The organism is Paenibacillus sp. FSL K6-1230 (genome assembly GCF_038002385.1).
Classification (GTDB): Bacteria; Bacillota; Bacilli; order Paenibacillales; family Paenibacillaceae; genus Paenibacillus; species Paenibacillus massiliensis.
This window is the reverse complement of record NZ_JBBOCK010000001.1, coordinates 5,541,233-5,564,899: the sequence shown is the minus strand read 5'-3', so window position 1 is coordinate 5,564,899 and position 23,667 is coordinate 5,541,233. Positions and strand designations below refer to the sequence as shown.

At 47.5% G+C, this 23,667-nt stretch carries 24 protein-coding genes and 1 other annotated feature; all 24 genes read left to right on the top strand.

The window, feature by feature from the left end; all coding sequences use genetic code 11:
• Window positions 1-43 precede the first annotated feature (43 nt).
• Window positions 44-1,447, top strand: a complete 1,404-nt coding sequence (gene cysS, locus MKX74_RS24765) for a cysteine--tRNA ligase (protein WP_341180089.1) — start codon at window positions 44-46, stop codon at window positions 1,445-1,447.
• 11 nt (window positions 1,448-1,458) lie between these two features.
• Window positions 1,459-1,881 (top strand): Mini-ribonuclease 3, encoded by a 423-nt coding sequence (locus tag MKX74_RS24760; RefSeq protein WP_051289926.1) that lies wholly within the window; start codon window positions 1,459-1,461, stop codon window positions 1,879-1,881.
• A 136-nt stretch (window positions 1,882-2,017) separates the two neighbouring features.
• Window positions 2,018-2,764 carry a 23S rRNA (guanosine(2251)-2'-O)-methyltransferase RlmB gene (gene rlmB / locus MKX74_RS24755; protein ID WP_018888205.1) on the top strand — a complete coding sequence of 249 codons (747 nt, stop codon included), beginning with the start codon at window positions 2,018-2,020 and terminating at the stop codon, window positions 2,762-2,764.
• Window positions 2,765-2,767: 3 nt separating this feature from the next.
• A complete protein-coding gene (locus tag MKX74_RS24750) occupies window positions 2,768-3,289 on the top strand; it encodes an NYN domain-containing protein (protein ID WP_028591596.1) in 522 nt (173 codons plus the stop codon).
• Between the two features lie 171 nt (window positions 3,290-3,460).
• Window positions 3,461-4,105: an RNA polymerase sporulation sigma factor SigH gene (sigH, locus tag MKX74_RS24745; RefSeq protein ID WP_018888207.1), complete on the top strand. Its 645-nt coding sequence runs from the start codon at window positions 3,461-3,463 to the stop codon at window positions 4,103-4,105.
• A 447-nt stretch (window positions 4,106-4,552) separates the two neighbouring features.
• The gene (gene rpmG / locus MKX74_RS24740) at window positions 4,553-4,702 is read left to right on the top strand and encodes a 50S ribosomal protein L33 (RefSeq protein WP_081625363.1); all 150 of its coding nucleotides are present in this window, start codon (window positions 4,553-4,555) and stop codon (window positions 4,700-4,702) included.
• Between the two features lie 21 nt (window positions 4,703-4,723).
• Window positions 4,724-4,915: a preprotein translocase subunit SecE gene (gene secE / locus MKX74_RS24735; protein ID WP_018888208.1), complete on the top strand. Its 192-nt coding sequence runs from the start codon at window positions 4,724-4,726 to the stop codon at window positions 4,913-4,915.
• A gap of 22 nt (window positions 4,916-4,937) precedes the next feature.
• Complete coding sequence (gene nusG, locus MKX74_RS24730) at window positions 4,938-5,471, top strand: transcription termination/antitermination protein NusG (protein WP_018888209.1); 534 nt, start codon at window positions 4,938-4,940, stop codon at window positions 5,469-5,471.
• A gap of 71 nt (window positions 5,472-5,542) precedes the next feature.
• A complete protein-coding gene (rplK, locus tag MKX74_RS24725) occupies window positions 5,543-5,968 on the top strand; it encodes a 50S ribosomal protein L11 (protein WP_018888210.1) in 426 nt (141 codons plus the stop codon).
• 78 nt (window positions 5,969-6,046) lie between these two features.
• Complete coding sequence (gene rplA, locus MKX74_RS24720; protein WP_018888211.1) at window positions 6,047-6,739, top strand: 50S ribosomal protein L1; 693 nt, start codon at window positions 6,047-6,049, stop codon at window positions 6,737-6,739.
• 68 nt (window positions 6,740-6,807) lie between these two features.
• Window positions 6,808-6,960 (top strand) — a sequence feature (ribosomal protein L10 leader region).
• A gap of 70 nt (window positions 6,961-7,030) precedes the next feature.
• Complete coding sequence (rplJ, locus tag MKX74_RS24715) at window positions 7,031-7,534, top strand: 50S ribosomal protein L10 (protein WP_018888212.1); 504 nt, start codon at window positions 7,031-7,033, stop codon at window positions 7,532-7,534.
• 71 nt (window positions 7,535-7,605) lie between these two features.
• Window positions 7,606-7,971, top strand: coding sequence for a 50S ribosomal protein L7/L12 (rplL, locus tag MKX74_RS24710; RefSeq protein WP_018888213.1), 366 nt, complete (start codon window positions 7,606-7,608; stop codon window positions 7,969-7,971).
• A 181-nt stretch (window positions 7,972-8,152) separates the two neighbouring features.
• Window positions 8,153-8,749 carry a class I SAM-dependent methyltransferase gene (locus tag MKX74_RS24705; RefSeq protein ID WP_341180653.1) on the top strand — a complete coding sequence of 199 codons (597 nt, stop codon included), beginning with the start codon at window positions 8,153-8,155 and terminating at the stop codon, window positions 8,747-8,749.
• 373 nt (window positions 8,750-9,122) lie between these two features.
• Complete coding sequence (gene rpoB, locus MKX74_RS24700) at window positions 9,123-12,668, top strand: DNA-directed RNA polymerase subunit beta (RefSeq protein WP_018888215.1); 3,546 nt, start codon at window positions 9,123-9,125, stop codon at window positions 12,666-12,668.
• Between the two features lie 121 nt (window positions 12,669-12,789).
• Window positions 12,790-16,404, top strand: coding sequence for a DNA-directed RNA polymerase subunit beta' (gene rpoC / locus MKX74_RS24695; protein WP_341180088.1), 3,615 nt, complete (start codon window positions 12,790-12,792; stop codon window positions 16,402-16,404).
• Between the two features lie 247 nt (window positions 16,405-16,651).
• On the top strand, window positions 16,652-16,906 hold the full coding sequence (locus MKX74_RS24690; RefSeq protein ID WP_018888217.1) for a ribosomal L7Ae/L30e/S12e/Gadd45 family protein: 255 nt from the start codon (window positions 16,652-16,654) through the stop codon (window positions 16,904-16,906).
• 147 nt (window positions 16,907-17,053) lie between these two features.
• The gene (gene rpsL / locus MKX74_RS24685) at window positions 17,054-17,476 is read left to right on the top strand and encodes a 30S ribosomal protein S12 (RefSeq protein ID WP_018888218.1); all 423 of its coding nucleotides are present in this window, start codon (window positions 17,054-17,056) and stop codon (window positions 17,474-17,476) included.
• A 53-nt stretch (window positions 17,477-17,529) separates the two neighbouring features.
• A complete protein-coding gene (gene rpsG / locus MKX74_RS24680) occupies window positions 17,530-18,000 on the top strand; it encodes a 30S ribosomal protein S7 (protein WP_018888219.1) in 471 nt (156 codons plus the stop codon).
• Between the two features lie 47 nt (window positions 18,001-18,047).
• Window positions 18,048-20,123, top strand: a complete 2,076-nt coding sequence (gene fusA / locus MKX74_RS24675; protein ID WP_018888220.1) for an elongation factor G — start codon at window positions 18,048-18,050, stop codon at window positions 20,121-20,123.
• A 98-nt stretch (window positions 20,124-20,221) separates the two neighbouring features.
• A complete protein-coding gene (gene tuf, locus MKX74_RS24670) occupies window positions 20,222-21,412 on the top strand; it encodes an elongation factor Tu (RefSeq protein ID WP_018888221.1) in 1,191 nt (396 codons plus the stop codon).
• A gap of 315 nt (window positions 21,413-21,727) precedes the next feature.
• Window positions 21,728-22,036 (top strand): 30S ribosomal protein S10, encoded by a 309-nt coding sequence (gene rpsJ, locus MKX74_RS24665; protein ID WP_009226637.1) that lies wholly within the window; start codon window positions 21,728-21,730, stop codon window positions 22,034-22,036.
• 39 nt (window positions 22,037-22,075) lie between these two features.
• Window positions 22,076-22,699, top strand: coding sequence for a 50S ribosomal protein L3 (gene rplC, locus MKX74_RS24660; protein WP_018888222.1), 624 nt, complete (start codon window positions 22,076-22,078; stop codon window positions 22,697-22,699).
• A 25-nt stretch (window positions 22,700-22,724) separates the two neighbouring features.
• Complete coding sequence (rplD, locus tag MKX74_RS24655) at window positions 22,725-23,348, top strand: 50S ribosomal protein L4 (RefSeq protein ID WP_018888223.1); 624 nt, start codon at window positions 22,725-22,727, stop codon at window positions 23,346-23,348.
• Window positions 23,348-23,638, top strand: a complete 291-nt coding sequence (gene rplW / locus MKX74_RS24650; RefSeq protein ID WP_018888224.1) for a 50S ribosomal protein L23 — start codon at window positions 23,348-23,350, stop codon at window positions 23,636-23,638. The genes rplD and rplW overlap by 1 nt, the downstream gene beginning before the upstream one ends.
• The last annotated feature ends 29 nt before the right edge of the window (window positions 23,639-23,667 follow it).

Sequence of the window (23,667 nt, the reverse complement as noted above, 5' to 3'; positions counted from 1 at the left end):
TTCTCATGCGGTGCATGGGATTCCGGTTAAGGAGGAATAGCGTATGACGCTTCAGGTCTATAACACGATGCATAGGAATAAAGAGGTGTTCGTCCCCCAAGAACCTGGAAAGGTTAAGATGTATGTATGCGGACCGACGGTGTATGACTATATTCATATTGGCAATGCCCGTCCAATTATCGTGTTTGATATGGTGCGTAGCTACCTTGAGTATTCAGGATACGAAGTTAACTACGTTACGAATTTTACCGATGTGGACGACAAGCTGATCCGTAAGGCGGAAGAGCTTGGCACAGATGTACCTACAGTGGCTGAGCGCTTCATTAACGCTTACTACGAGGATATTGCGGGGCTCGGCATACTTGCGGCCACTCTTAATCCGCGAGTTACCGAGAGCATGCATCTGATTATTGAATTCATCCGTGAGCTGGTTGAGCGTGATTACGCCTATGAGAACGGCGGAGATGTATTCTACCGTACCGAGAAGTTCAAGGACTACGGTAAGCTGTCAGGTCAGAATCTGGAGCAGCTGCAATTTGGCATTCGGATCGGTGTCGATGAGCGCAAGGAGCGCCCGGAGGATTTTGTACTATGGAAGGCTGCCAAGCCAGGTGAGATCTATTGGTCCAGTCCGTGGGGGAATGGCAGACCCGGCTGGCATATCGAGTGCTCTGCCATGGCCCGTCATTATCTGGGCGATACGCTGGATATTCATGGCGGCGGACAGGATTTGCAGTTCCCGCACCATGAATGCGAATGCGCACAATCAGAAGCGTTGACTGGTCAGCCACTATCTCGCTACTGGATGCATAATGGCTATATTCGAATCAATAATGAGAAGATGTCGAAATCACTCGGCAATGGTATTCTTGTCAAGGATCTGCGGGCACAGTATAAGAAGGAAGCCATACGTTACTTCATGCTGTCTACGCATTATCGCAATCCACTGAATTTCAATGAGGAGACCATGAGTCAGGCTGAGAAAAGTGTCGAACGTATTGCGAATGCTGTCGCAAATGTAACACACCGCTTGAAGACGGCATTGCCAGGTGATGGTCAAGTAGGCCAAGAGCTAGAGAGCAAGCTGCAGCAAATCCAGTCTCAGTTCCGCGAGAAAATGGATGATGACTTTAATACGCCAGATGCGATTACAGCACTGTTCGATTGGGTAAGTGAAGCTAATCAGACATTGCAGCGGGAGGTAGTGATTTCTGCTGAGTTGACAGCTCTCCTGAAGACCTTCGAGGGGATGAACAGTGTGCTGCGACTCTATGACGCTACGAGCAGTGAACTGCTGGATGAGGAAGTAGAACAACTGATAGCAGAGCGCGTAGAGGCAAGAAAGTCGAAAAATTGGGGCAGAGCTGATGAGATTCGTGACCTGCTGGCAGAACAGGGCATTCTGCTTGAGGATACGGCTCAAGGCATGCGCTGGCGGCGGAGATAAGCGGAGGGAAAATGGAATTGCAGAAGCTTTGGTTCCCCTATCCCCCTTCCAAGCCAGCAAGACTCATCCCCCCTATATCGTTGGCTTATATTGGGGACGCTGTATATGAGGTTGCCATCCGCCAATTTTTGCTGAGCCAGACTAACTTGCGCCCACACCATCTGCACCGCAGAGCGATAAGTCTGGTGTCAGCCAAGGCACAAAGTGTGATGCTGCAGAAGCTCGAAGCGATCCTCACAGAAGAGGAGCAGGATATTGTACGGGCTTGTCGCAATGCTAAATCAGGCAGCATCCCCAAAAATGCGGACGTGCTGGAGTACAGACATGCTACAGCTCTGGAAGGGCTGGTAGGATTCCTGTACTGTGATGGTCGACTGGACAGGCTCACGGAGCTGCTTGATGAGGGGATTCGGGCGATGGAGTCTAATGTCTAGTATTAACTAGGCGAATTTCGACAAAAGGTTTGAAAGCTCACTTTGGGCAAATACTTTGTGGACATACAATAAAGAAATTATATAGTGCATGTAAGAAGTGGGCAGGAAGGCTTCATACAGCAGGGAGGTCACACGGATGGAAGAAGAATGGATTGCCGGTAAGCACTCGGTTATCGAGGCTTTGAAGTCAGGCAGGACAATTAATAAAATATGGCTGGCTGAGCAAGCACAGAAGCACTTGGTTCAGCCAATCATTGCGGAGGCTAAAAAAGCGGGTGTCATCGTACAGCAGGCGGACAAGCGAAAGCTGGATCAGATGGTTCCAGGCATACAGCACCAAGGAGTAGTCGCACAGGCAGCGCCATATGCCTATGCAGAGGTTGAGGACCTGCTCGCAGCTGCTGCGGCAAAAGGACAAGCTCCTTTTCTGATATTGCTGGACGAAATAGAGGACCCTCATAATCTGGGCTCCATTCTACGTACAGCTGACTGCACAGGTGCTCATGGCGTAATCGTACCCAAAAGACGTTCTGCATCCATCACGGCAACGGTCTCCAAAACGTCAGCGGGGGCAGTAGAATATGTACCCGTCGCTAGAGTGAGTAACCTTGGACAGACCATTGATCGTCTGAAGGAAGCTGGTATATGGGTGGTCGGCACCGATGTCGAAGCTACAGAGCCGGTGTTCGGTAATAATGTATTCACAGGACCGGTCGCTGTCGTGATTGGAAATGAAAACAAGGGGATGGGGCGGCTGATCCGTGAAAAATGTGACGTCCTTGTCAAGTTGCCGATGGAGGGTCGAATTAATTCCCTGAACGCTTCCGTAGCTGCCGGGGTCGTAATGTACGAAGTGCTGCGCGGTCGATTGGCCGGGAGCTAGCCTATGGCTGATATGCGGGATGTTCTGCTTGTGGACGGTTATAACATGATCGGGGCCTGGTCCGAACTTTCCGCATTGGCGCAGCACAGCTTGCAGGAGGCACGGGACAGTCTGCTGGAGAGGCTCGCGGATCATCAGGCCTTTTCGGGGAGAAGGGTCATCGTTGTATTTGATGCGTATCGTGTACCCGGGCTTGGCAAATCTTTTACACATAGCAAAGTACAGATTTATTTTACCAAGGAGAAAGAGACGGCAGATGAATGCATCGAGCGTCTGGTTCGGGAGTTAAGTACGAGGCGTCGAACGATCTATGTGGCAACAAGCGATCAGGTGGAGCAGCATGTGGCTTTTGCTCAGGGAGCTCTACGGGTATCTGCCCGAGAGCTGAAGATTGAGGTGCAGGAGTCCGAGCGACAGGTGAAGCAAAGGATTGAGCTGGATCAGCAGCGCTCAAAGGGCAATACACTGGATGCAAAGCTTTCGCCAGAGATGAGAAAGCTATTCGAGCGCTGGCGCAGAGAGTGATCCTAATCTTCTCCAAATAATTTTAAATTTTTACAAATTACACATTAATTATCCTCCTTTATGATAATTGTGGAAAGTTCAGTTGACGTTGTCGTATGCGTTCGCTTATACTTGTCGTATATTTTGAGAGAAGTAACGGGGACCTTGCGTTGCGGCCGGAGGGATTGTTAAGTGAGTGTCGACCTCAAGGATATCATGTTATCTGATTATGATTACAGGGATGATGAAGACATTGTTGCAGCGGTCCATGAAGGTGACAGCGAGGCTCTGGAGTTCCTGATTAACAAGTATCGGAACTTTGTTCGCGCGAAGGCCAGATCTTACTTTCTGATCGGTGCCGATCGCGAAGACATCATTCAAGAAGGCATGATTGGTCTGTATAAGTCCATTCGTGATTTCAAGGGTGATAAGCTGGCTTCCTTTAAAGCGTTTGCGGAATTATGTATCACGCGACAGATTATTACGGCGATCAAGACGGCCACACGTCAGAAGCATATTCCTTTGAACTCTTACGTGTCGCTGGACAAACCTATTTATGATGAAGAGTCGGATCGTACATTGATGGATGTCATCTGCGGTTCGCAGGTCAGTGACCCTGAGGAATTAATTATCAATCAGGAAGAATTTGTCGGCCTGGAAGACAAGATGTCTGAGATATTGAGCGATCTGGAGCGCAAGGTATTAATGTTATATCTCGATGGGCGTTCCTATCAAGAAATTGCAGTGGATTTGAACCGTCATGTGAAGTCCATAGACAACGCTTTGCAGCGAGTCAAACGAAAGCTTGAAAAATACCTAGAAGTTCGCGATAATTAGTATATACGTTTCGAGAAAAGGCTCAGTGATTCGAGTCTTTTTTTGTTGGAGACTATTCTGCAAAGTCTAAAGTGAGTAATCTGAAGTGTAGTCTCCAATTTCAGCAATGAGGGATCGAAATGATTCATCCGTATTTCACAGAGCAATGACATCAAACGGTACAAAATGTTGGTTGTCGACAAGTCGGAGGTTTATAACGCTGCGATTTGATAAATACTGGCATATGAATGTATGGATATCCAATCTGGCGATCGTGGCCAGAAGCCTTTAGCCGTTTGGGATTTAGACAGCAAGATGCGGAAAATAAATCAGAGAAAATGACTACAAACATTCGTTGACATGACTACCCCCTTGTGATAAAGTGTTTTAGGTAGGCCTAAATTCGCGTTTTTTTAGGATCAATTTAGAGACTCCGTCTTTTTTGGATGTCTTCGGGAGGTGCACATCATGCGGGTAATAATTACTTTGGCTTGTACAACTTGCAAACAAAGAAATTACACTACGACCAAAAACAAGCGTAATCACCCTGACCGCATGGAGATGAAGAAATTCTGCAAGTTCTGTAACGAGCAGACTCCTCATCGGGAAACTAGATAGTTTTTTGGAGGTGTAGTCGGCGTGAAACGTAGTTTCAAGTCTCTGATTTCCTTTTTCTCTGAAAGCTGGGCTGAACTCAAGAAAGTTCGCTGGCCCAATCGTAAAGAGTTGACGAACTATACGTTGATCGTTATCGGTACAATTGCGTTTGTCACAATTTATTTTTGGGTTCTGGATATCGGCATCTCTGCTGTGATCGAAGCGATTATTTAAGAAGGGTCCCAGGTGGCTTGATATGGAAAAAAGATGGTATGTCGTTCATACCTATTCTGGGTATGAGAACAAAGTCAAAGCCAATTTGGAAAAACGCGTTGAGTCCATGGGCATGGAGGACAAGATATTCCGAGTTCTTGTTCCGATGGAAGAAGAACTGGTAAACAAAGACGGTAAGAAAAAGACTGTCATGCGTAAAGTTTACCCGGGTTATGTCTTGGTCGAAATGATTCAAACCGATGATTCCTGGTATGTTGTACGTAATACACCGGGTGTAACCGGATTTGTAGGATCGACGGGTTCTGGTTCCAAGCCTACGCCTTTGCTTCCTGAGGAAGTTGAGCAGATTCTGAAGCATATGGGTATGGTCGAGCCGAAACCGAAGATTGAATTCGACGTGAAGGAATCCGTTCGGATTAAAGTTGGTCCATTTGCGAATTTTGTGGGCTCCGTGGAAGAAATATTGGCTGACAAAAGCAAGTTGAAAGTGCATGTCAACATGTTTGGACGGGAAACCCCGCTGGAGTTGGATTATACTCAAGTGGAGAAAATATAGGTTTTCTTAAGGTTTCTTGTGGGAGGATCATTTGATCCATTGTACCACTATTGAGTCAAGGAGGTGTCACCATGGCAAAAAAGGTAATCAAAATGGTAAAACTGCAGATCCCTGCAGGTAAAGCGAATCCAGCGCCTCCAGTAGGTCCGGCTTTGGGTCAAGCAGGTGTCAACATCATGGCATTCTGTAAGGAATTCAATGCTCGTACTGCTGATCAAGCAGGCCTGATCATTCCGGTTGAAATTTCTGTGTTTGAAGATCGTTCCTTTACTTTCATCACAAAAACTCCACCGGCTGCAGTTCTGTTGAAAGTTGCTGCTAAAATCGAAAAAGGTTCCGGCGTGCCGAACAAAACGAAAGTAGCTACTGTAAAACGCGATACTGTTCGTCAAATCGCTGAGCAAAAAATGCCTGACCTGAACGCAGCTTCCGTTGAAGCAGCTATGCGTATGGTTGAAGGTACTGCTCGCAGCATGGGTATCACCATCGAAGATTAATCGTAAGCTTCGACAATCGGCTTTGTACCGATTCATGTGGGAGGTATATCCGCTAATACCACAAAGGAGGAAATGAAAATGGCTAAACACGGTAAGAAATACCTGGAAGCTGCTAAGCTGATCGATAGCGAAGCAACTTACGAGCCTTTGGAAGCCGTTGAACTGGTGAAAAAGGCAGCGACTGCAAAATTCGACGAGACCGTTGAAGTAGCAGTTCGTCTGGGCGTTGACGCTCGTAAACAAGACCAAGCCGTTCGTGGCGTAGTTGTATTGCCGCACGGTACTGGTAAAACCCAACGCGTCTTGGTGTTCGCTAAAGGCGACAAAGTAAAAGAAGCAGAAGCAGCTGGTGCTGATTATGTTGGTGATCAAGATATGATCAACAAAATCCAACAAGGCTGGTTCGAATTCGATGTCTGCGTAGCTACACCAGATATGATGAGCGAGGTTGGTAAACTGGGTCGTCTGCTCGGTGGTAAAGGTCTCATGCCTAACCCTAAAGCAGGAACAGTTACTTTCGATGTTGCCAAAGCTGTTCAAGAAATCAAAGCTGGTAAAATCGAATACCGTCTCGACAAAGCTGGTCAAATTCACGCGCCAATCGGTAAAGCGTCCTTCACAGCTGAGCAACTGGGTGAGAACCTCAAAGCTTTGGTTGATGCCCTGAACCGCGCGAAGCCTGCGGCTGCTAAAGGTGTATACCTGAAGAACATCGCAGTATCTTCCACAATGAGCCCAAGTGCTCGTGTAAACACAGCTAGCTTTAGATAATAAGTTTTGATTGACTAGTTCAGTCTAATCTGTTATTATATTAAAGTTGGTTACGGAAGATTGACCGTTAAATTTGAATATGCTTACCGTAGACAGTAGGTGCCATCAGGCTTAATTTCCTACCGAGGTGTTATGATAGAACGACTCATGCGGCGGTTGTTACCGCTCATGTTGATTTATCAAGCCTTCGTGATTGCTACGGAGGCTTTTCTTGTGCTCAAGTAGCCTACTTGTAGTGAGATCTAGGGATCTTCATTAGAAGTGAATAAATTTCATCAGGAGGTGTACAGTTTGGCAAATGCAAAAGTGATTCAAGCAAAACAAGAAGCCGTTGAAGCTGTAACTGCAAAGCTGCGCGAGAGCGCAACTACTGTTGTTGCTGACTATCGTGGTCTGAATGTTGCTCAAGTAACTGAGCTGCGCAAGCAACTGCGTGAAGCAGGCGTAGAACTTCAAGTACTGAAGAACACATTGTTGCGTCGTGCAACTGCAGCTGCAGAACTGTCTGAACTGGACGAAGTATTGACGGGTCCTACCGCAATCGCGTTCAGCGTTGACGATGCTGTTGCTCCAGCAAAAATCCTTAATGATTTTGCTAAAAAGAACGATGCTTTGAAACTGAAAGGCGGAGTAGTAGAGGGTCGAGTAGTTGGTGCTGAAGAAATTAAAGCACTGGCAGAACTGCCATCCCGCGAAGGTCTCCTTTCCATGCTCCTCAGCGTGCTTCAAGCTCCTGTGCGCAACTTCGCGCTTGCAGTTAAAGCTGTTGCCGAGAAGGAAGAGCAAAGCGCATAATCGATTATTCGATTCTGCGACGGCAGTAATGGTATAAACAAAAAAACTATTATATAAACGGAGGTTCAACCATGAGTAAAGAGCAAATCTTGGAAGCAATTAAAGGTATGACTGTACTGGAACTGAACGATCTTGTTAAAGCAATCGAAGAAGAATTCGGCGTAACAGCTGCTGCTCCTGTAGCAGTAGTAGGTGGAGCTGCTGGTGGCGCTGCTGAAGCTGAGCAATCCGAGTTTGATGTAGTTCTGACTAACCCAGGCGCATCCAAAATCAACGTTATCAAAGCAGTTCGTGAAGTTACAGGTCTCGGCCTGAAAGAAGCTAAAGAGCTTGTTGACAACGCTCCAAAGCCAGTTAAAGAAAAAGTGGGCAAAGAAGAAGCTGAGTCCATCAAAGCTAAGCTGGAAGAAGCAGGCGCTACTATCGAGCTGAAATAGTATTTTGCTATGAGGTTAGTAATAAACCCCTTGGAGTATTCTTCAAGGGGTTTATTGCTGTAGTTTGTTCAGTATAGATGTCTGAAAAAACCTGGAGATGGATAGGATGTTAAGAAACCCTCTATCATCGTACTCTCAGGAGACGGACCGCGATCATAACAAAACCAAAGGTGGGCAGATGATGTCTGAGCATTATTATTCCAATAGCCCGAGTGTGGGACATGATCGGCGTGTGCTGGAGACGGAGCTGCGCGGACATTCTCTTCGCTTTATTAGTGATGCCGGGGTATTTTCTAGGGATGGAGTGGACTATGGCAGTAGAGTATTGATTGAGGCCATGGAGCTGCCGGTGGGTGCGAACATTTTGGATGTGGGCTGCGGATATGGACCGATAGGTCTTGTGGCAGCACGCCTGAATCCTTCGGGCCATGTAACGATGCTGGACATTAATGAGCGGGCAGTTCAGCTGAGCAAAGAAAATGCAAGCAACAACGGGATTAAGAATGTGACTGTGATGCAGAGTGATCGGCTAGAGGCTGTGCAGGGACGGCAATTCGATGTGATTCTGACCAATCCGCCTATACGGGCCGGTAAGCAAACGGTGCATTCGATCTTTGAACAGGCGGCGGTTCATGTGAAGGAAGGCGGAACACTTTGGGTAGTCATCCAGAAGAAGCAAGGTGCGCCATCGGCACGAGCCAAGCTGGAGGAGTTATTTTCACAGGTCGAGGAAGTCACCAAGGACAAAGGTTATCGGATATTTAAGGCAAGTAAATAATTACAGAAAATTCGAATAAGACCATTGACTTAGGTCATAGCCTATGATATTATTGTATAATGTCAGTATTAGGATGCCCTTTATGGCTTTAGTTTGCTGAAATGTCAACTATTTTATACGAGAATTAGGCATGAATAAGTCCTTCTCTACGTATAATATAACCATTTTGGGTAAATCTACAAGTAATAATGTGGTTCCGGCAGGAAGACCTCACAGATGAGTCGCTCTTTTTTCGAATGAATTCGAGTAAGGGCTTTTCTTTATTTGTGTGGTATGTATGTTACATGCTCTTCTGTATGAGTTCATTATACGGCTCCAAACAGAGGTTCGCAATGAAATTTTTAAGTGAGTAGACATGAGGGGTGAGTTAAAGTTGGCAGGACATCTTGTTCAATATGGTCGACGCACTCGGCGCAGTTATGCACGAATTAACGAGGTACTCGAAGTTCCCAATCTGATTGAGATCCAGCAGAAATCGTATGACTGGTTCCTTGAAGAAGGATTGCGTGAAATGTTCCAGGATATCTCGCCAATTCAGGATTTTACGGGAAATCTGGTGCTGGAATTCATCGATTACAGCCTCGGGGAGCCTAAATATACAGTTGACGATGCTAAGGAACGCGACGTCACGTATGCAGCGCCTCTGCGTGTAAAGGTCCGGCTTATTAATAAAGAAACCGGAGAAGTTAAAGAGCAGGAAGTATTTATGGGAGACTTCCCGCTGATGACCGAGACCGGTACGTTTATTATTAACGGTGCGGAACGGGTTATCGTCAGCCAGTTGGTTCGCTCTCCCAGCGTCTATTTCAGTACTAAAGTAGATAAAAACGGTAAACAGGCCTATACGGCAACAGTAATTCCTAACCGCGGTGCCTGGCTTGAGCTGGAAATGGACGCGAAGGATATTATCTATGTCCGCATTGACCGTACCCGTAAGATTCCGGTTACTGTTCTGCTGCGTGCTCTGGGGTTCGGCACCGATGCCGAGATTCTGGATTTGCTTGGCAATGACGAATATATTCGCAACACACTGGACAAGGATAACACCGATTCTACGGAAAAGGCCCTCATTGAGATTTACGAGCGTCTTCGTCCGGGTGAGCCGCCTACGCTGGATAACGCCAAGAGCTTGCTCGTAGCGCGTTTCTTTGATCCAAAACGTTATGACCTGGCTAATGTAGGTCGTTACAAAATCAACAAAAAGCTGCACATCAAGAACCGTCTGTTCAACCAACGTCTGGCGGAGTCACTGGTAGATACCACTACAGGTGAAATCATTGCCGAGGCGGGTCAAATGGTGGACCGTCGTCTGCTGGATGAGATCATGCCGCACCTGGAGAGCACTGTTGGCCACCGCACTTATCATGTAGCGAGCGGCGTACTGGACAGCAATGATATTCCTCTCCAGACAATTGACGTGTTCTCGCCGATCGAGGATGGTAAGGTAATCAAGTTGATCGCTAACGGCAATATTGATAAATCCGTGAAGAACGTAACACCTGCGGACATCATTTCGTCGATTAGCTACTTTATCAACTTGCTTCACGGAATCGGTAGCACCGATGACATTGACCACCTGGGTAACCGTCGTCTGCGTTCTGTAGGTGAGTTGCTGCAGAATCAGTTCCGTATCGGTCTATCCCGTATGGAGCGTGTAGTTCGTGAGAGAATGTCGATTCAGGATGCAAATGTGATTACACCACAGGCCCTGATCAACATACGTCCCGTTATCGCATCCATTAAAGAGTTCTTCGGAAGCTCCCAATTGTCTCAGTTCATGGATCAGACCAACCCACTGGCTGAACTGACGCATAAGCGTCGTCTATCAGCACTGGGACCAGGCGGTCTGACACGTGAGCGTGCGGGCATGGAAGTACGGGACGTTCACCCGAGTCACTACGGTCGTATGTGTCCAATCGAGACACCGGAAGGACCGAACATCGGTCTGATCAACTCCTTGTCCACCTTTGCGCGGATCAATGAGTATGGCTTCATTGAAGCACCTTATCGTTGGGTTGATCCTAAGAACAGCCAAGTTACTACGCAGATTGATTATCTGACGGCTGACGAAGAGGATAACTATGTCGTGGCACAGGCGAATGCGGAGCTGACAGAAGAGAATACCTTCAAGGATGAAGTCGTAATTGTGCGTTACAACAAGCAATCCGACAACATCATTCCGATGCAAAGTAGCCGTGTTGACTATATGGACGTATCACCGAAGCAGGTTGTATCCGTAGCGACGGCGCTCATTCCGTTCCTTGAGAACGATGACTCCAACCGTGCGCTCATGGGATCTAACATGCAACGTCAGGCTGTTCCGCTTCTGATTCCGAAGGCTCCGCTGGTAGGTACAGGAATGGAGCATAAGGCTGCGAAAGACTCTGGTGTGTGTATTGTGTCCAAATATGACGGAATTATTGAGCGTTCCTCTGCGAATGAGATCTGGCTGCGCCGGGTTGAATTAGTGGACGGTCAAGAAGTCAAAGGCGACATTGTTAAATATAAATTACACAAATTTATGCGTTCGAACCAAGGAACATGCATCAATCAGCGTCCAATTGTGAAACGTGGGGATGCCGTCAAGAAGGGCGACATTCTTGCAGACGGACCATCCACAGAGATGGGCGAATTGGCATTGGGACGTAACGTAGTCGTAGCATTCATGACTTGGGAAGGTTACAACTACGAGGATGCGATCCTGCTGAGTGAGAAGCTTGTGAAAGAGGATGTATACACCTCCATTCATATTGAGGAATACGAATCCGAAGCACGTGACACGAAGCTTGGTCCTGAAGAAATTACGCGTGATATCCCGAACGTGGGCGAAGAAGCGCTCCGCAATCTGGATGAGCGTGGTATTATCCGTATTGGTGCCGAGATTGGCGCAGGCGATATTCTCGTAGGTAAAGTTACACCGAAGGGTGTAACGGAGTTGACGGCGGAAGAGCGTCTCTTGCATGCGATCTTCGGTGAGAAAGCGCGCGAGGTGCGTGATACCTCCCTGCGTGTACCACACGGTACTGACGGTATCGTTGTGGACGTTAAGGTGTTCACTCGTGAGAACGGTGATGAACTGCCACCAGGTGTGAATCAGCTGGTTCGCGTATACATTGCCCAAAAACGTAAAATCTCCGAAGGCGATAAGATGGCCGGACGTCACGGTAACAAGGGTGTCGTTGCCCGTATTCTACCAGAAGAGGATATGCCGTTCCTGCCGGACGGTACTCCGGTTCAGGTCGTACTGAACCCGCTGGGGGTACCATCACGGATGAACATTGGTCAGGTACTCGAGGTTCACTTGGGTATGGCGGCAATGCGTCTGGGTATTCACGTTGCTACTCCAGTCTTCGACGGAGCGAACGAGTACGATGTATTCGACACCATGGAAGAAGCAGGTATGCAGCGTAATGGTAAGACCGTGCTGTACGATGGACGTACAGGCGACCGTTTTGAGCGTGAAGTTACAGTAGGCGTCATGCACATGATCAAACTGGCGCACATGGTTGATGATAAAATCCATGCCCGTTCCACTGGACCATACTCTCTCGTTACGCAGCAGCCGCTGGGTGGTAAAGCTCAGTTCGGTGGACAGCGTTTCGGTGAGATGGAAGTATGGGCACTTGAGGCTTATGGTGCTGCTTATACACTTCAAGAGATCCTTACCGTCAAATCTGACGATGTGGTCGGCCGTGTGAAAACGTACGAATCCATCGTGAAGGGTGAGAATGTTCCAGAACCAGGCGTGCCTGAATCCTTCAAGGTATTGATCAAGGAGCTGCAAAGCTTGGGGATGGACGTCAAGATTCTCTCTGAAGACGAGCAGGAAATTGAAATGAAAGAAATCGACGACGAGGACGATAACACAGGCGACAAGCTGAGCCTTAACTTGGAAGGTGCTGAAGTCGGAGCTGAATAAGCTCCGGCAAGTGCCGCTGATATTCGTCTACAGCAATGGTATTCTGCAGGCTCCCGTACCGGAGAGAATCCTCTCCGGTGTGGAACCTAGAACATAGGATTGGGTTAAGGAGGGTTGCTCCTTGTTGGACGTCAACAATTTCGAATATATGAAGATCGGGCTTGCTTCCCCGGAAAAAATTCGCTCTTGGTCCCGCGGAGAAGTCAAAAAACCGGAGACAATTAACTACCGTACGTTGAAACCGGAAAAAGAAGGACTGTTTTGCGAAAAGATTTTCGGACCGACGAAGGACTGGGAATGTCACTGTGGTAAATACAAACGTGTCCGTTATAAGGGCGTTGTATGTGACCGTTGTGGTGTCGAAGTAACCCGCGCCAAGGTTCGCCGTGAACGGATGGGCCACATTGAGCTGGCTGCTCCAGTTTCGCATATCTGGTATTTCAAAGGGATTCCAAGCCGTATGGGCCTTGCGCTCGATATGTCTCCAAGATCCCTGGAAGAGATCATCTACTTCGCTTCCTACGTAGTCACTGATCCAGGTGATACACCGCTCGAAAAGAAGCAATTGCTCTCCGAGAAGGAATACCGCAGCTATCGTGAGAAATACGGCTATGGATTCCAGGCTGGTATGGGAGCAGAGGCTGTTAAGAAGCTCCTTCAAGATCTGGACATCGAGAAAGAACTGGAGTTCCTGAAAGAAGAGCTACGTACAGCTCAGGGACAACGTCGTAACCGTGCTATCAAGCGCCTTGAGGTTATTGAGGCATTCCGCAACTCTGGTAACCAACCAGACTGGATGATTATGGATGTTCTTCCGGTAATCCCGCCAGAATTGCGCCCAATGGTACAGCTCGATGGTGGACGTTTTGCGACCTCTGACCTGAACGATCTGTATCGCCGCGTAATCAACCGTAACAATCGTCTGAAAAGACTGTTGGACCTCGGTGCTCCTGACATCATCGTACAGAACGAAAAGCGGATGCTGCAGGAAGCTGTCGATGCGCTGATCGACAACGGTCGTCGTGGCCGTCCTGTTACTGGACCAGGTAACCGTCCACTGAAATCCCTCAGCCATATGCTGAAGGGTAAGCAAGGTCGTTTCCGGCAGAACCTTCTCGGTAAACGGGTTGACTATTCCGGTCGTTCCGTTATCGTAGTAGGTCCTTACCTGAAAATGTATCAATGTGGTCTCCCGAAAGAAATGGCTCTGGAGCTGTTCAAGCCATTTGTTATGAAGGAGCTTGTTAATAAAGGGCTGGCTCATAATATCAAGAGTGCGAAGCGCAAGGTTGAACGCGTGAGCGCTGAAGTATGGGATGTTCTTGAAGAAGTTATCAAGGAGCACCCGGTTCTGTTGAACCGTGCCCCTACGCTTCACCGTCTTGGTATTCAGGCATTCGAGCCAATCCTGGTAGAAGGACGTGCGATTCGTCTTCATCCACTCGTATGTACAGCCTACAACGCTGACTTCGATGGTGACCAAATGGCGGTTCACGTACCATTGTCCGCTGAAGCACAGGCTGAAGCACGGCTTCTGATGCTCGCTTCCGGTAATATCCTGAACCCTAAGGACGGCAAGCCTGTTGTTACTCCGTCTCAGGATATGGTCTTGGGCTCTTACTATCTGACAATGGACAACAAAGAAGAAATCGGCAGCAACATGGTGCTGCGTGACGTTCATGAAGCGGTATCCGCATACCAACGCGGTATCGCCGGTCTGCATGCGCGTGTAGCCATCCCGGTTAAGTCTTTGGGCAAAACGAGCTTTACTGAAAAACAACAAGGTGCTTTGCTGATCACAACGATCGGTAAAATCATTTTCAATGAAATCTTCCCGCCAAGCTTCCCGTATATTAACGACGCTACCCGTGCGAACCTGTTGCAAGGTACAGCTGAGGAGTTCTTCGTATACGAGAAGGGTGTCAATCTGAACGAAGCTATTCAGAATGCGCCTCAAGCTGGTGGTGTTGGTAAGGATTATCTGGGTAACATTATCGCCCGCTGCTTCGAAATCTACCATACGACTCTGACTGCAGTGATCTTGGATAAGATCAAGCAGCTTGGCTTCACGTACTCTACTCGTGCGGGTGTAACCGTAGCCGTAGCAGACGTAGTCGTACCGCATGAGAAACAGGAGATCCTGAAGGCATCCGATGATAAAGCGCAAATCGTTACGAACCAGTACCGTCGTGGTCTGATTACGAACGAAGAGCGTTACGATAGAATCATTGATATCTGGTCCAAGGCAAAAGATGATATTACCGAAGTGTTGATGAAGTCCATGGATCGTTATAATTCCATTATGATGATGGTGGATTCCAAAGCGCGTGGTAACAAATCGCAGATTACCCAGCTGGGCGGTATGCGTGGTCTGATGGCGAATCCATCAGGTCGTATCATCGAGCTCCCAATTAAATCAAACTTCCGTGAAGGTCTTACGGTTCTCGAGTACTTTATCTCCACACACGGTGCACGTAAAGGTCTGGCGGATACGGCGCTGCGTACAGCGGATTCCGGTTATCTGACTCGCCGTCTAGTAGACGTAGCTCAGGACGTTATCGTTCGCGATGAGGATTGCGGTACGGATAAAGGCTTCACAGTAAGCCGTATCCAAGACGGTAAAGAGGTTATCGAGGATCTGTATGATCGTATTGAAGGTCGTTACTGCTTCGAGACCGTTCGTCATCCAGAAACGGGTGAAGTGTTGGCTCGCCGTAACGAGCTGATCGATTCTGACAAAGCCGAAGCTATTGTCAAAGCTAGTGTAGCTAAGCTGCAGATTCGCTCCGTGCTCAGCTGCCGTGCGAAGCACGGTGTCTGCAAGAAGTGCTATGGTCGCAACCTTGCAACTGGTAAGCACGTGGAGATCGGTGAAGCGGTCGGTATCATCGCAGCTCAATCCATCGGGGAGCCAGGAACACAGCTCACGATGCGTACGTTCCATACAGGGGGCGTAGCTGGAGACGATATCACACAAGGTTTGCCTCGTATTCAGGAGCTGTTCGAAGCACGTAACCCTAAAGGTCAAGCTACGATCAGTGAAATTGACGGTGTCGTCAAGGAAATCCGCGAAGGCAAAGACCGTCGTGAGATTGAAGTTGAGGGTGAAGCAGAGACTAAGACATACTCTGTTACCTATGGCTCTCGTCTGCGCGTAAGCGAAGGCATGACCATTGAAGCAGGGGATGAGCTGACCGACGGTTCTATCGATCCGAAGGAAATGCTGCGCATTAAAGGCGTTCGCGGTGTGCAGAACTACATCCTGCAAGAGGTTCAACGTGTATACCGTAACCAGGGTGTTGAGATCAACGACAAGCACGTTGAAGTTATGATTCGTCAAATGCTGCGTAAAATTCGTATCATTGACGCTGGTGACACGACATTGCTGCCAGGCTCCTTCGTGGATGTTCATGAATATGAGCAAGCCAATAAGATTGCCATTCTTGGTGGTAATGAGCCGGCTGTTGCCAAGCCAGTCCTGCTCGGTATTACGAAAGCTTCCCTGGAGACAGACTCCTTCTTGTCTGCGGCTTCCTTCCAGGAGACGACACGCGTACTTACCGATGCTGCAATCAAGGGCAAGGTAGACCAATTGCTTGGTCTGAAAGAAAATGTTATCATCGGTAAGCTGATTCCAGCGGGTACGGGAATGAACCGTTACCGCAGTGTAAGATTTGCCGAGGCTGACAATGGTGAATTGTCTGCTGAAGAGCTGGAGACAGCTAGCGTTGAATAAGCTGCTGTAACGTACCCATAAATATTCAGGAGCGCTGTCTGATGCAGACACGCTCCGCATTAAAAAATTCCCGAAAATACTGCCTCGATGTATGGCCGTAACTGGTCGTGAATTGCGATGTAGCAGTATTTTCGGAGTTTTTTTGTGAAATAGATATATGTCTTGACATTGTCTATTAGGAATGCTAATATAGCAAAGGTGCGTGAGTTGCAGCTGAGATATTCAGGTCTTTTCGGAGGAATGCGAAATGTCTAACAATGAATATGCACTGCAAGATGCTCATGTCAAGATCGGTACCAAGCAGACACTTAAGACTGTCGAATTGGGTTTGGCCTCAGAAGTATATCTGGCGCAGGACGCAGATCCACGCCTCGCTTCACGCTTGCTTGAGCTGTGTAACAGACAAGAAGTGAAGGTTACGCTTGTAGCTACCATGCAAGAGCTTGGTAAAGCTTGCGGAATTGAAGTGGGAGCAGCGATGGCTGCTATCGTAAAACAATAACGTAAGGAATGTTTTTGTCAGTGCTTCTGTAAGCATCAAAGGCAAGAACTTTTCATTTGTTCTTTTATGAACCGCCTGGGTCTGTGGACTTAAAAGTGAGTTTGCAAAAGATCATTTTAAAAATCGAGGAAGGAGGTGGCAATTAACATGCCAACTATCAATCAATTGGTGCGTAAAGGCCGTAAAGCTAAAATTTACAAATCCAAATCACCAGCTCTGCAAAGAGGATTCAACGCTCTGAAACGTGAGGCTACTGAGATCAGTGCTCCACAAAAGCGTGGTGTCTGCACTCGTGTAGGTACAATGACTCCGAAAAAACCGAACTCCGCACTTCGTAAATATGCTCGTGTTCGTTTGACGAACCGTGTAGAGGTGACTGCTTACATTCCGGGTATCGGACATAACCTGCAAGAGCACAGTGTCGTGCTGATTCGTGGAGGTCGGGTAAAAGACCTTCCAGGGGTACGTTACCACATCGTTCGCGGTGCATTGGATACTGCAGGTGTTAACAACCGTATGCAAGCTCGTTCCAAATATGGTGCGAAGCGTCCAAAAGCTAAAAAAGCTTAATGAATTCAATCCCGGCATGAATGTCGGTGAATATGTGAGAAAGGGGGATATCCATGCCACGCAAAGGTCCAGTTACCAAGAGAGACGTGCTGCCTGATCCGGTATACAACAGCAAGTTGGTTACTCGTCTGATCAATCGCATCATGCTCGACGGAAAACGCGGAGTTGCTCAAAACATTCTGTACAATGCGTTCAAGCTTATCCAAGAACGTACTGGGAATGACCCAATGGAAGTTTTCGAAGCAGCTATCAAGAATATCATGCCAGTCCTGGAAGTTAAAGCTCGTCGTGTAGGCGGCGCTAACTACCAAGTACCAATCGAGGTTAAGCCAGAGAGACGTACTTCCCTGGGACTTCGTTGGCTCGTGAACTACTCCCGCAACCGCGGTGAGAAGACAATGGAAGAGCGTTTGGCTGCTGAGATTATCGATGCATCCAACAACACAGGCGCTTCCGTTAAGAAACGCGAAGACACGCACAAAATGGCTGAAGCGAACAAAGCATTCGCTCACTACCGCTGGTAGGATTCAGTTTTACAAAATAACTTCTATTTTGAAGGGAGACCCATTTCATGGCAAGAGAGTTCTCCTTGAAAAATACACGTAATATCGGGATCATGGCTCATATTGATGCGGGTAAAACTACGACAACTGAGCGGATCTTGTTCTACACAGGCCGTACGCACAAAATCGGTGAGGTTCACGAGGGCGCTGCGACAATGGACTGGATGGAGCAAGAACAGGAGCGCGGAATTACGATTACATCCGCTGCGACTACAGCCGCTTGGAAGGGTCACCGCGTTAATATCATCGACACCCCGGGGCACGTTGACTTCACTGTTGAAGTTGAACGTTCCCTTCGTGTATTGGACGGAGCAGTAGGTGTTTTCAGTGCGAAGGAAGGCGTTGAGCCTCAGTCTGAAACTGTATGGAGACAGGCTGACCGCTATGGCGTTCCACGGATCGCATATGTTAACAAAATGGATATCATCGGTGCTGACTTCCTGAACGTTGTTGCTGACATGCGTGATCGCCTGCAGGCAAACGCTGTTGCAATCCAATTGCCAATCGGTGCTGAGAATGACTTCCAAGGTATCATTGACATCGTTGAGCAAAAAGCTCACATGTACAAAGATGATCTGGGTCAAAACATCGAAGAGGTAGAAATTCCAGATGAGTTCAAAGACCAAGTCGAGGAGCTCCGCAATGAGCTGATCGAGAAGGTTGCTGAGTTGGATGAAGAACTGACTATGAAATATCTTGAGGGTGAAGAGATTTCCGTAGCGGAAATCAAAGCTGCTCTCCGTAAAGGTGTAGTAGAAGTTAAGATCTTCCCAGTTATCTGTGGATCTTCTTACCGTAACAAAGGCGTTCAATTGATGCTGGATGCAGTTATCGACTACCTGCCAGCACCAGTTGACGTACCAAGCATTCAAGGTCATCTGGAAGATGGAACTGAAGTAGAGCGTCACTCTTCTGATGAAGAGCCATTCTCTGCCCTGGCTTTCAAAATCATGACTGACCCTTATGTTGGTAAATTGACATTCTTCCGCGTATACTCCGGTGTTCTGCAATCCGGTTCTTACGTATTGAATGCAACGAAAGGCAAGCGTGAGCGGATCGGACGTATCCTGCAAATGCATGCTAACAGCCGTCAAGAGATCACTGAAGTATTCTCTGGTGATATTGCAGCAGCTGTAGGTTTGAAAGATACTGGAACAGGTGATACACTGTGTGATGAGAAGCATCCAGTTATCCTTGAGTCCATGAACTTCCCTGATCCGGTTATCGAGATCGCGGTTGAGCCTAAGACTAAGGCTGACCAAGACAAGATGTCCGTAGCTCTGGGTAAGTTGACTGAAGAGGATCCAACTCTTCGCGCTTCTACTAACGAAGAAACAGGACAAACTATCCTGGCTGGTATGGGTGAGCTTCACTTGGATATCATTATCGACCGTATGCGTCGTGAGTTCAAAGTGGAGACGAACGTAGGTAAACCACAAGTTGCCTATCGTGAGACATTCCGTGCTCCTGCACGTGTTGAAGGTAAGTTCGTTCGTCAATCTGGTGGTCGTGGTCAATACGGTCACGTATGGGTTGAATTCGAGCCGCTTGAAGCAGGTACAGGAAGCCAGTTCGAAAGTAAAGTGGTTGGTGGATCTGTTCCGAGAGAATATATCGGACCTGCTCTTGCAGGGATCGAAGAGCAAATGAAGAACGGCGTAATCGCAGGCTTCCCGCTTGTTGACGTTAAGGCTACCATCGTTGATGGTTCCTACCATGATGTTGACTCCAACGAAATGGCATTTAAAATTGCTGGTTCGATGGCGCTGAAAGCTGCGAAAGATAAATGTAAGCCGGTATTGCTTGAGCCGATTATGAAAGTTGAAGTAACGGTTCCTGAGGAGTACATGGGCGACGTTATGGGTATGCTGAACTCCCGTCGTGGACGCATCGAAGGTATGGATGCTCGCGGTGGTGCTCAAATCATCCGTGCGAAGGTGCCTTTGTCCGAGATGTTCGGATACTCGACAACTCTTCGTTCTGGTACACAAGGACGCGGTGTGTTCTCCATGGAACTCTCTCACTATGAAGAAGTTCCTAAGAGCATTGCGGACGAAATTGTATCCAAAACAAAAGGTGAGTAATACACCTGAAGTGTAACTGGACTGGCGGAGCTTCACTCATAAGGTGTCGCCCCGACAGTCTACACATAAAACCAAGATATTGAGGAGGACTTGTTCAAATGGCAAAGGCTAAGTTTGAGCGTAATAAACCGCACGTTAACATTGGTACTATTGGTCACGTTGACCATGGTAAAACAACTCTGACTGCTGCAATCACAACTGTATTGTCCAAAACTTACGGTGGTGCTGCAGTAGCGTTCGACCAAATCGATAAAGCTCCAGAAGAAAGAGAGCGTGGTATCACAATCTCCACAGCTCACGTTGAGTACGAAACTGACAACCGTCACTATGCGCACGTTGACTGCCCAGGTCACGCTGACTATGTTAAAAACATGATCACTGGTGCAGCTCAAATGGACGGAGCAATCCTGGTTGTATCCGCAGCTGACGGCCCAATGCCACAAACTCGTGAGCACATCCTTCTGTCCCGCCAAGTAGGCGTACCTTACATCGTTGTATTCTTGAACAAATGCGACATGGTTGAAGACGAAGAGTTGCTTGAACTGGTTGAAATGGAAGTGCGTGACCTGCTGAACGAATATGAGTTCCCAGGCGATGACACTCCAATCACTCGTGGTTCCGCTCGTGAAGCTCTGCAAAACCCTGATGGTGAGTGGGCTCAAAAAATCGTTGAGATGTTCAAAGAAATCGATACTTACATCCCAACTCCAGAGCGCGACACTGAAAAACCTTTCTTGATGCCTGTTGAGGATGTATTCTCCATCACTGGTCGTGGTACTGTTGCTACAGGTCGTGTAGAGCGTGGTACTGTTAAAGTCGGTGACGAAATCGAAATCATCGGTATCCAAGAAGAAACTAAGAAATCCGTTGTTACGGGCGTTGAAATGTTCCGTAAATTGCTGGATTCCGCTCAAGCTGGTGACAACATCGGCGCACTGCTTCGTGGTGTAGATCGTACTCAAATCGAGCGCGGTCAAGTACTGGCTAAACCAGCTTCCGTTAAACCACACACTGAGTTCACTGCTCAAGTGTATGTTTTGACTAAAGAAGAGGGTGGACGTCACAAACCTTTCTTCACTGGCTACCGTCCACAGTTCTACTTCCGTACAACTGACGTAACTGGTATCATCAACCTGCCAGAAGGTACTGAAATGGTTATGCCTGGTGACAACATCACAGTTACAGTTAACCTGATCGCTCCAATCGCGATCGAAGAAGGTACTCGCTTCGCGATTCGTGAAGGCGGACGTACAGTAGGCGCTGGCGCTGTAGCAACAATCATTAAATAATAAGGGATTATCCCTTATCACATAAGCAACATTGTACTGGAACGAGTAACATTGTACTGTAACGATTCGGAAGCCTCCACCTTCGGGTGGGGGCTTTTTCATTAGCGTATCTGCAATGATATTATTATTTTATATTTTTTTGGTTTAATGCTTGCATTAAGCCTATATATTCTATATAATAAGAATGTTGTTTGTGACTGTGCGATGATGTGAGAGGTTACTGACACACCCGGCCCCTTTGCCATGGGGTGGTGGTTAGAAAATTTTCACGGAGTATGTCCGATACCAAATTGGGCGATAGAAGGAGGGACTACAATGGCAAAGCAAAAAATTCGTATTCGTTTGAAAGCATACGATCACAGAATTCTTGATCAATCCGCTGAGAAAATTGTTGAGACAGCAAAACGTTCGGGTGCAGGTGTATCTGGGCCAATTCCGCTGCCAACTGAAAAACAAGTTATTACTATTCTCCGTGCGGTGCACAAGTACAAGGATTCCCGGGAGCAATTCGAGCAACGCACTCATAAGCGTTTGATCGATATTGTGAACCCAACTCCACAAACTGTGGATGCCTTGATGCGCTTGGATCTGCCGTCCGGTGTAGATATCGAAATTAAACTGTAATAAGTAGATGTAACTAAGGAAAGGAAAAGAGGTGTCAACATGAAAGGTATCTTAGGAAAAAAACTTGGAATGACCCAAGTGTTTACCGCTGAAGGTAATGTAGTTGCGGTTACAGTAATCGAAGCTGGTCCTAACGTTGTTCTGCAAAAGAAAGACGTGGAAAACGATGGCTACGAAGCGATTCAACTGGGTTACTCAGATAAGAAAGAAAAGAATGCCAATAAACCAGAAGCAGGACATGCCAAAAAGGCTAATACTGCACCTAAGCGCTACGTTCGTGAATTCCGCGGTGTTGATTTTGCTGCCTACGAAGTAGGTCAAGAATTGAAAGCAGATATCTTCGCTGAAGGTGAATTCGTTGACGTAACCGGTACTTCCAAAGGTAAAGGTTTCGCTGGTGTTATCAAACGTTGGGGACAAAGCACAGGTCCTATGTCTCACGGTTCTCGTTACCACAGAGGTCCTGGTTCCATGGGTTCCATCCAAGCGAACCGCGTACCTAAAGGTAAACGTCTGCCAGGACACATGGGTCATGATACAGTGACGATCCAACGTCTTGAAGTTGTTAAAGTCGATGCAGAACGCAACGTGCTGCTCGTAAAAGGCTCCATTCCTGGACCTAAAAACAGCTTAGTGAAAATTAAAGAATCGGTGAAGAAATAAGGACTGAAGAAAGGAGGAACACGAAATGCCTAAGGTAGCACTTTACAATATTAGCGGAAGCCAAGTTGGCGAAGTTGAACTGAATGATGCGATTTTCGGAATCGAGCCGAATAAGCACGTTCTTCACGAAGCAGTTGTTATGCAACTGGCATCCCTGCGTCAAGGTACTCACAAAGTGAAAGGGCGCTCTGAAGTACGTGGCGGTGGACGTAAACCTTGGAAACAAAAAGGTACAGGTCGCGCTCGTCAAGGCTCTATTCGCTCTCCACAATGGAAAGGCGGCGGTGTTGTTTTCGGACCTACACCACGTAGCTATGCCTACAAACTGCCTAAGAAAGTTCGTCGTCTTGCCATCAAATCGGCACTGTCTTCCAAAGTGATCGCGAACGAAATTATCGTATTGGATGCACTCACTATGAATGCTCCAAAGACGAAAGAATTCGCTGCTATCCTGAACAACCTGAAAGCAGACCGCAAAGCGTTGATCGTAGCGCCTAGCTATGATGATAATGTGGCTCTTTCCGCCCGCAATATTCCTGGGGTGAAGTTTGTTGCAGCAGACGGTATTAATGTTCTTGACGTGCTCAAACACGACAAGCTGATCATTACGAAAGAAGCAGTCCAGAAAGTTGAGGAGGTGTTCGCGTAATGAAAGATCCTCGTGATATTATCAAACGTCCTATTATCACTGAGCGTACAGCTGAGATGATGGGCGATATGAAATATGTGTTCGAAGTGGATATGCGTTCCAACAAGATCGAAATCAAACAAGCGATTGAAGCTATTTTTAACGTAAAAGTTTCCAATGTGAACACTCTGCGTGTTCCTGCGAAGCCAAAACGTTACGGTCGTCACTCCGGCTACACTAGCGAGTGGAAGAAAGCTTTCGTAACGCTGAGCAAAGACAGCAAACCGCTTGAGTTCTTTGAATCGGTATAAGAAACCTTTAAAGTAAGGAGGGAAAATCA

Bases quoted from the DNA above. Each gene is read 5' to 3' on its own strand.
- MKX74_RS24705 (WP_341180653.1), top strand. From the start codon at position 8,153: ATGTCTGAGCATTATTATTCCAATAGCCCGAGTGTGGGACATGATCGG.
- rpsL (WP_018888218.1), top strand. From the start codon at position 17,054: ATGCCAACTATCAATCAATTGGTGCGTAAAGGCCGTAAAGCTAAAATT.
- MKX74_RS24760 (WP_051289926.1), top strand. From the start codon at position 1,459: ATGGAATTGCAGAAGCTTTGGTTCCCCTATCCCCCTTCCAAGCCAGCA.
- rplW (WP_018888224.1), top strand. From the start codon at position 23,348: ATGAAAGATCCTCGTGATATTATCAAACGTCCTATTATCACTGAGCGT.
- rplC (WP_018888222.1), top strand. From the start codon at position 22,076: ATGAAAGGTATCTTAGGAAAAAAACTTGGAATGACCCAAGTGTTTACC.
- rplD (WP_018888223.1), top strand. From the start codon at position 22,725: ATGCCTAAGGTAGCACTTTACAATATTAGCGGAAGCCAAGTTGGCGAA.
- fusA (WP_018888220.1), top strand. From the start codon at position 18,048: ATGGCAAGAGAGTTCTCCTTGAAAAATACACGTAATATCGGGATCATG.
- rplA (WP_018888211.1), top strand. From the start codon at position 6,047: ATGGCTAAACACGGTAAGAAATACCTGGAAGCTGCTAAGCTGATCGAT.
- rlmB (WP_018888205.1), top strand. From the start codon at position 2,018: ATGGAAGAAGAATGGATTGCCGGTAAGCACTCGGTTATCGAGGCTTTG.
- MKX74_RS24750 (WP_028591596.1), top strand. From the start codon at position 2,768: ATGGCTGATATGCGGGATGTTCTGCTTGTGGACGGTTATAACATGATC.
- rplK (WP_018888210.1), top strand. From the start codon at position 5,543: ATGGCAAAAAAGGTAATCAAAATGGTAAAACTGCAGATCCCTGCAGGT.
- cysS (WP_341180089.1), top strand. From the start codon at position 44: ATGACGCTTCAGGTCTATAACACGATGCATAGGAATAAAGAGGTGTTC.
- rpmG (WP_081625363.1), top strand. From the start codon at position 4,553: ATGCGGGTAATAATTACTTTGGCTTGTACAACTTGCAAACAAAGAAAT.
- MKX74_RS24690 (WP_018888217.1), top strand. From the start codon at position 16,652: ATGTCTAACAATGAATATGCACTGCAAGATGCTCATGTCAAGATCGGT.
- rpsJ (WP_009226637.1), top strand. From the start codon at position 21,728: ATGGCAAAGCAAAAAATTCGTATTCGTTTGAAAGCATACGATCACAGA.
- nusG (WP_018888209.1), top strand. From the start codon at position 4,938: ATGGAAAAAAGATGGTATGTCGTTCATACCTATTCTGGGTATGAGAAC.
- tuf (WP_018888221.1), top strand. From the start codon at position 20,222: ATGGCAAAGGCTAAGTTTGAGCGTAATAAACCGCACGTTAACATTGGT.
- rplL (WP_018888213.1), top strand. From the start codon at position 7,606: ATGAGTAAAGAGCAAATCTTGGAAGCAATTAAAGGTATGACTGTACTG.
- rpsG (WP_018888219.1), top strand. From the start codon at position 17,530: ATGCCACGCAAAGGTCCAGTTACCAAGAGAGACGTGCTGCCTGATCCG.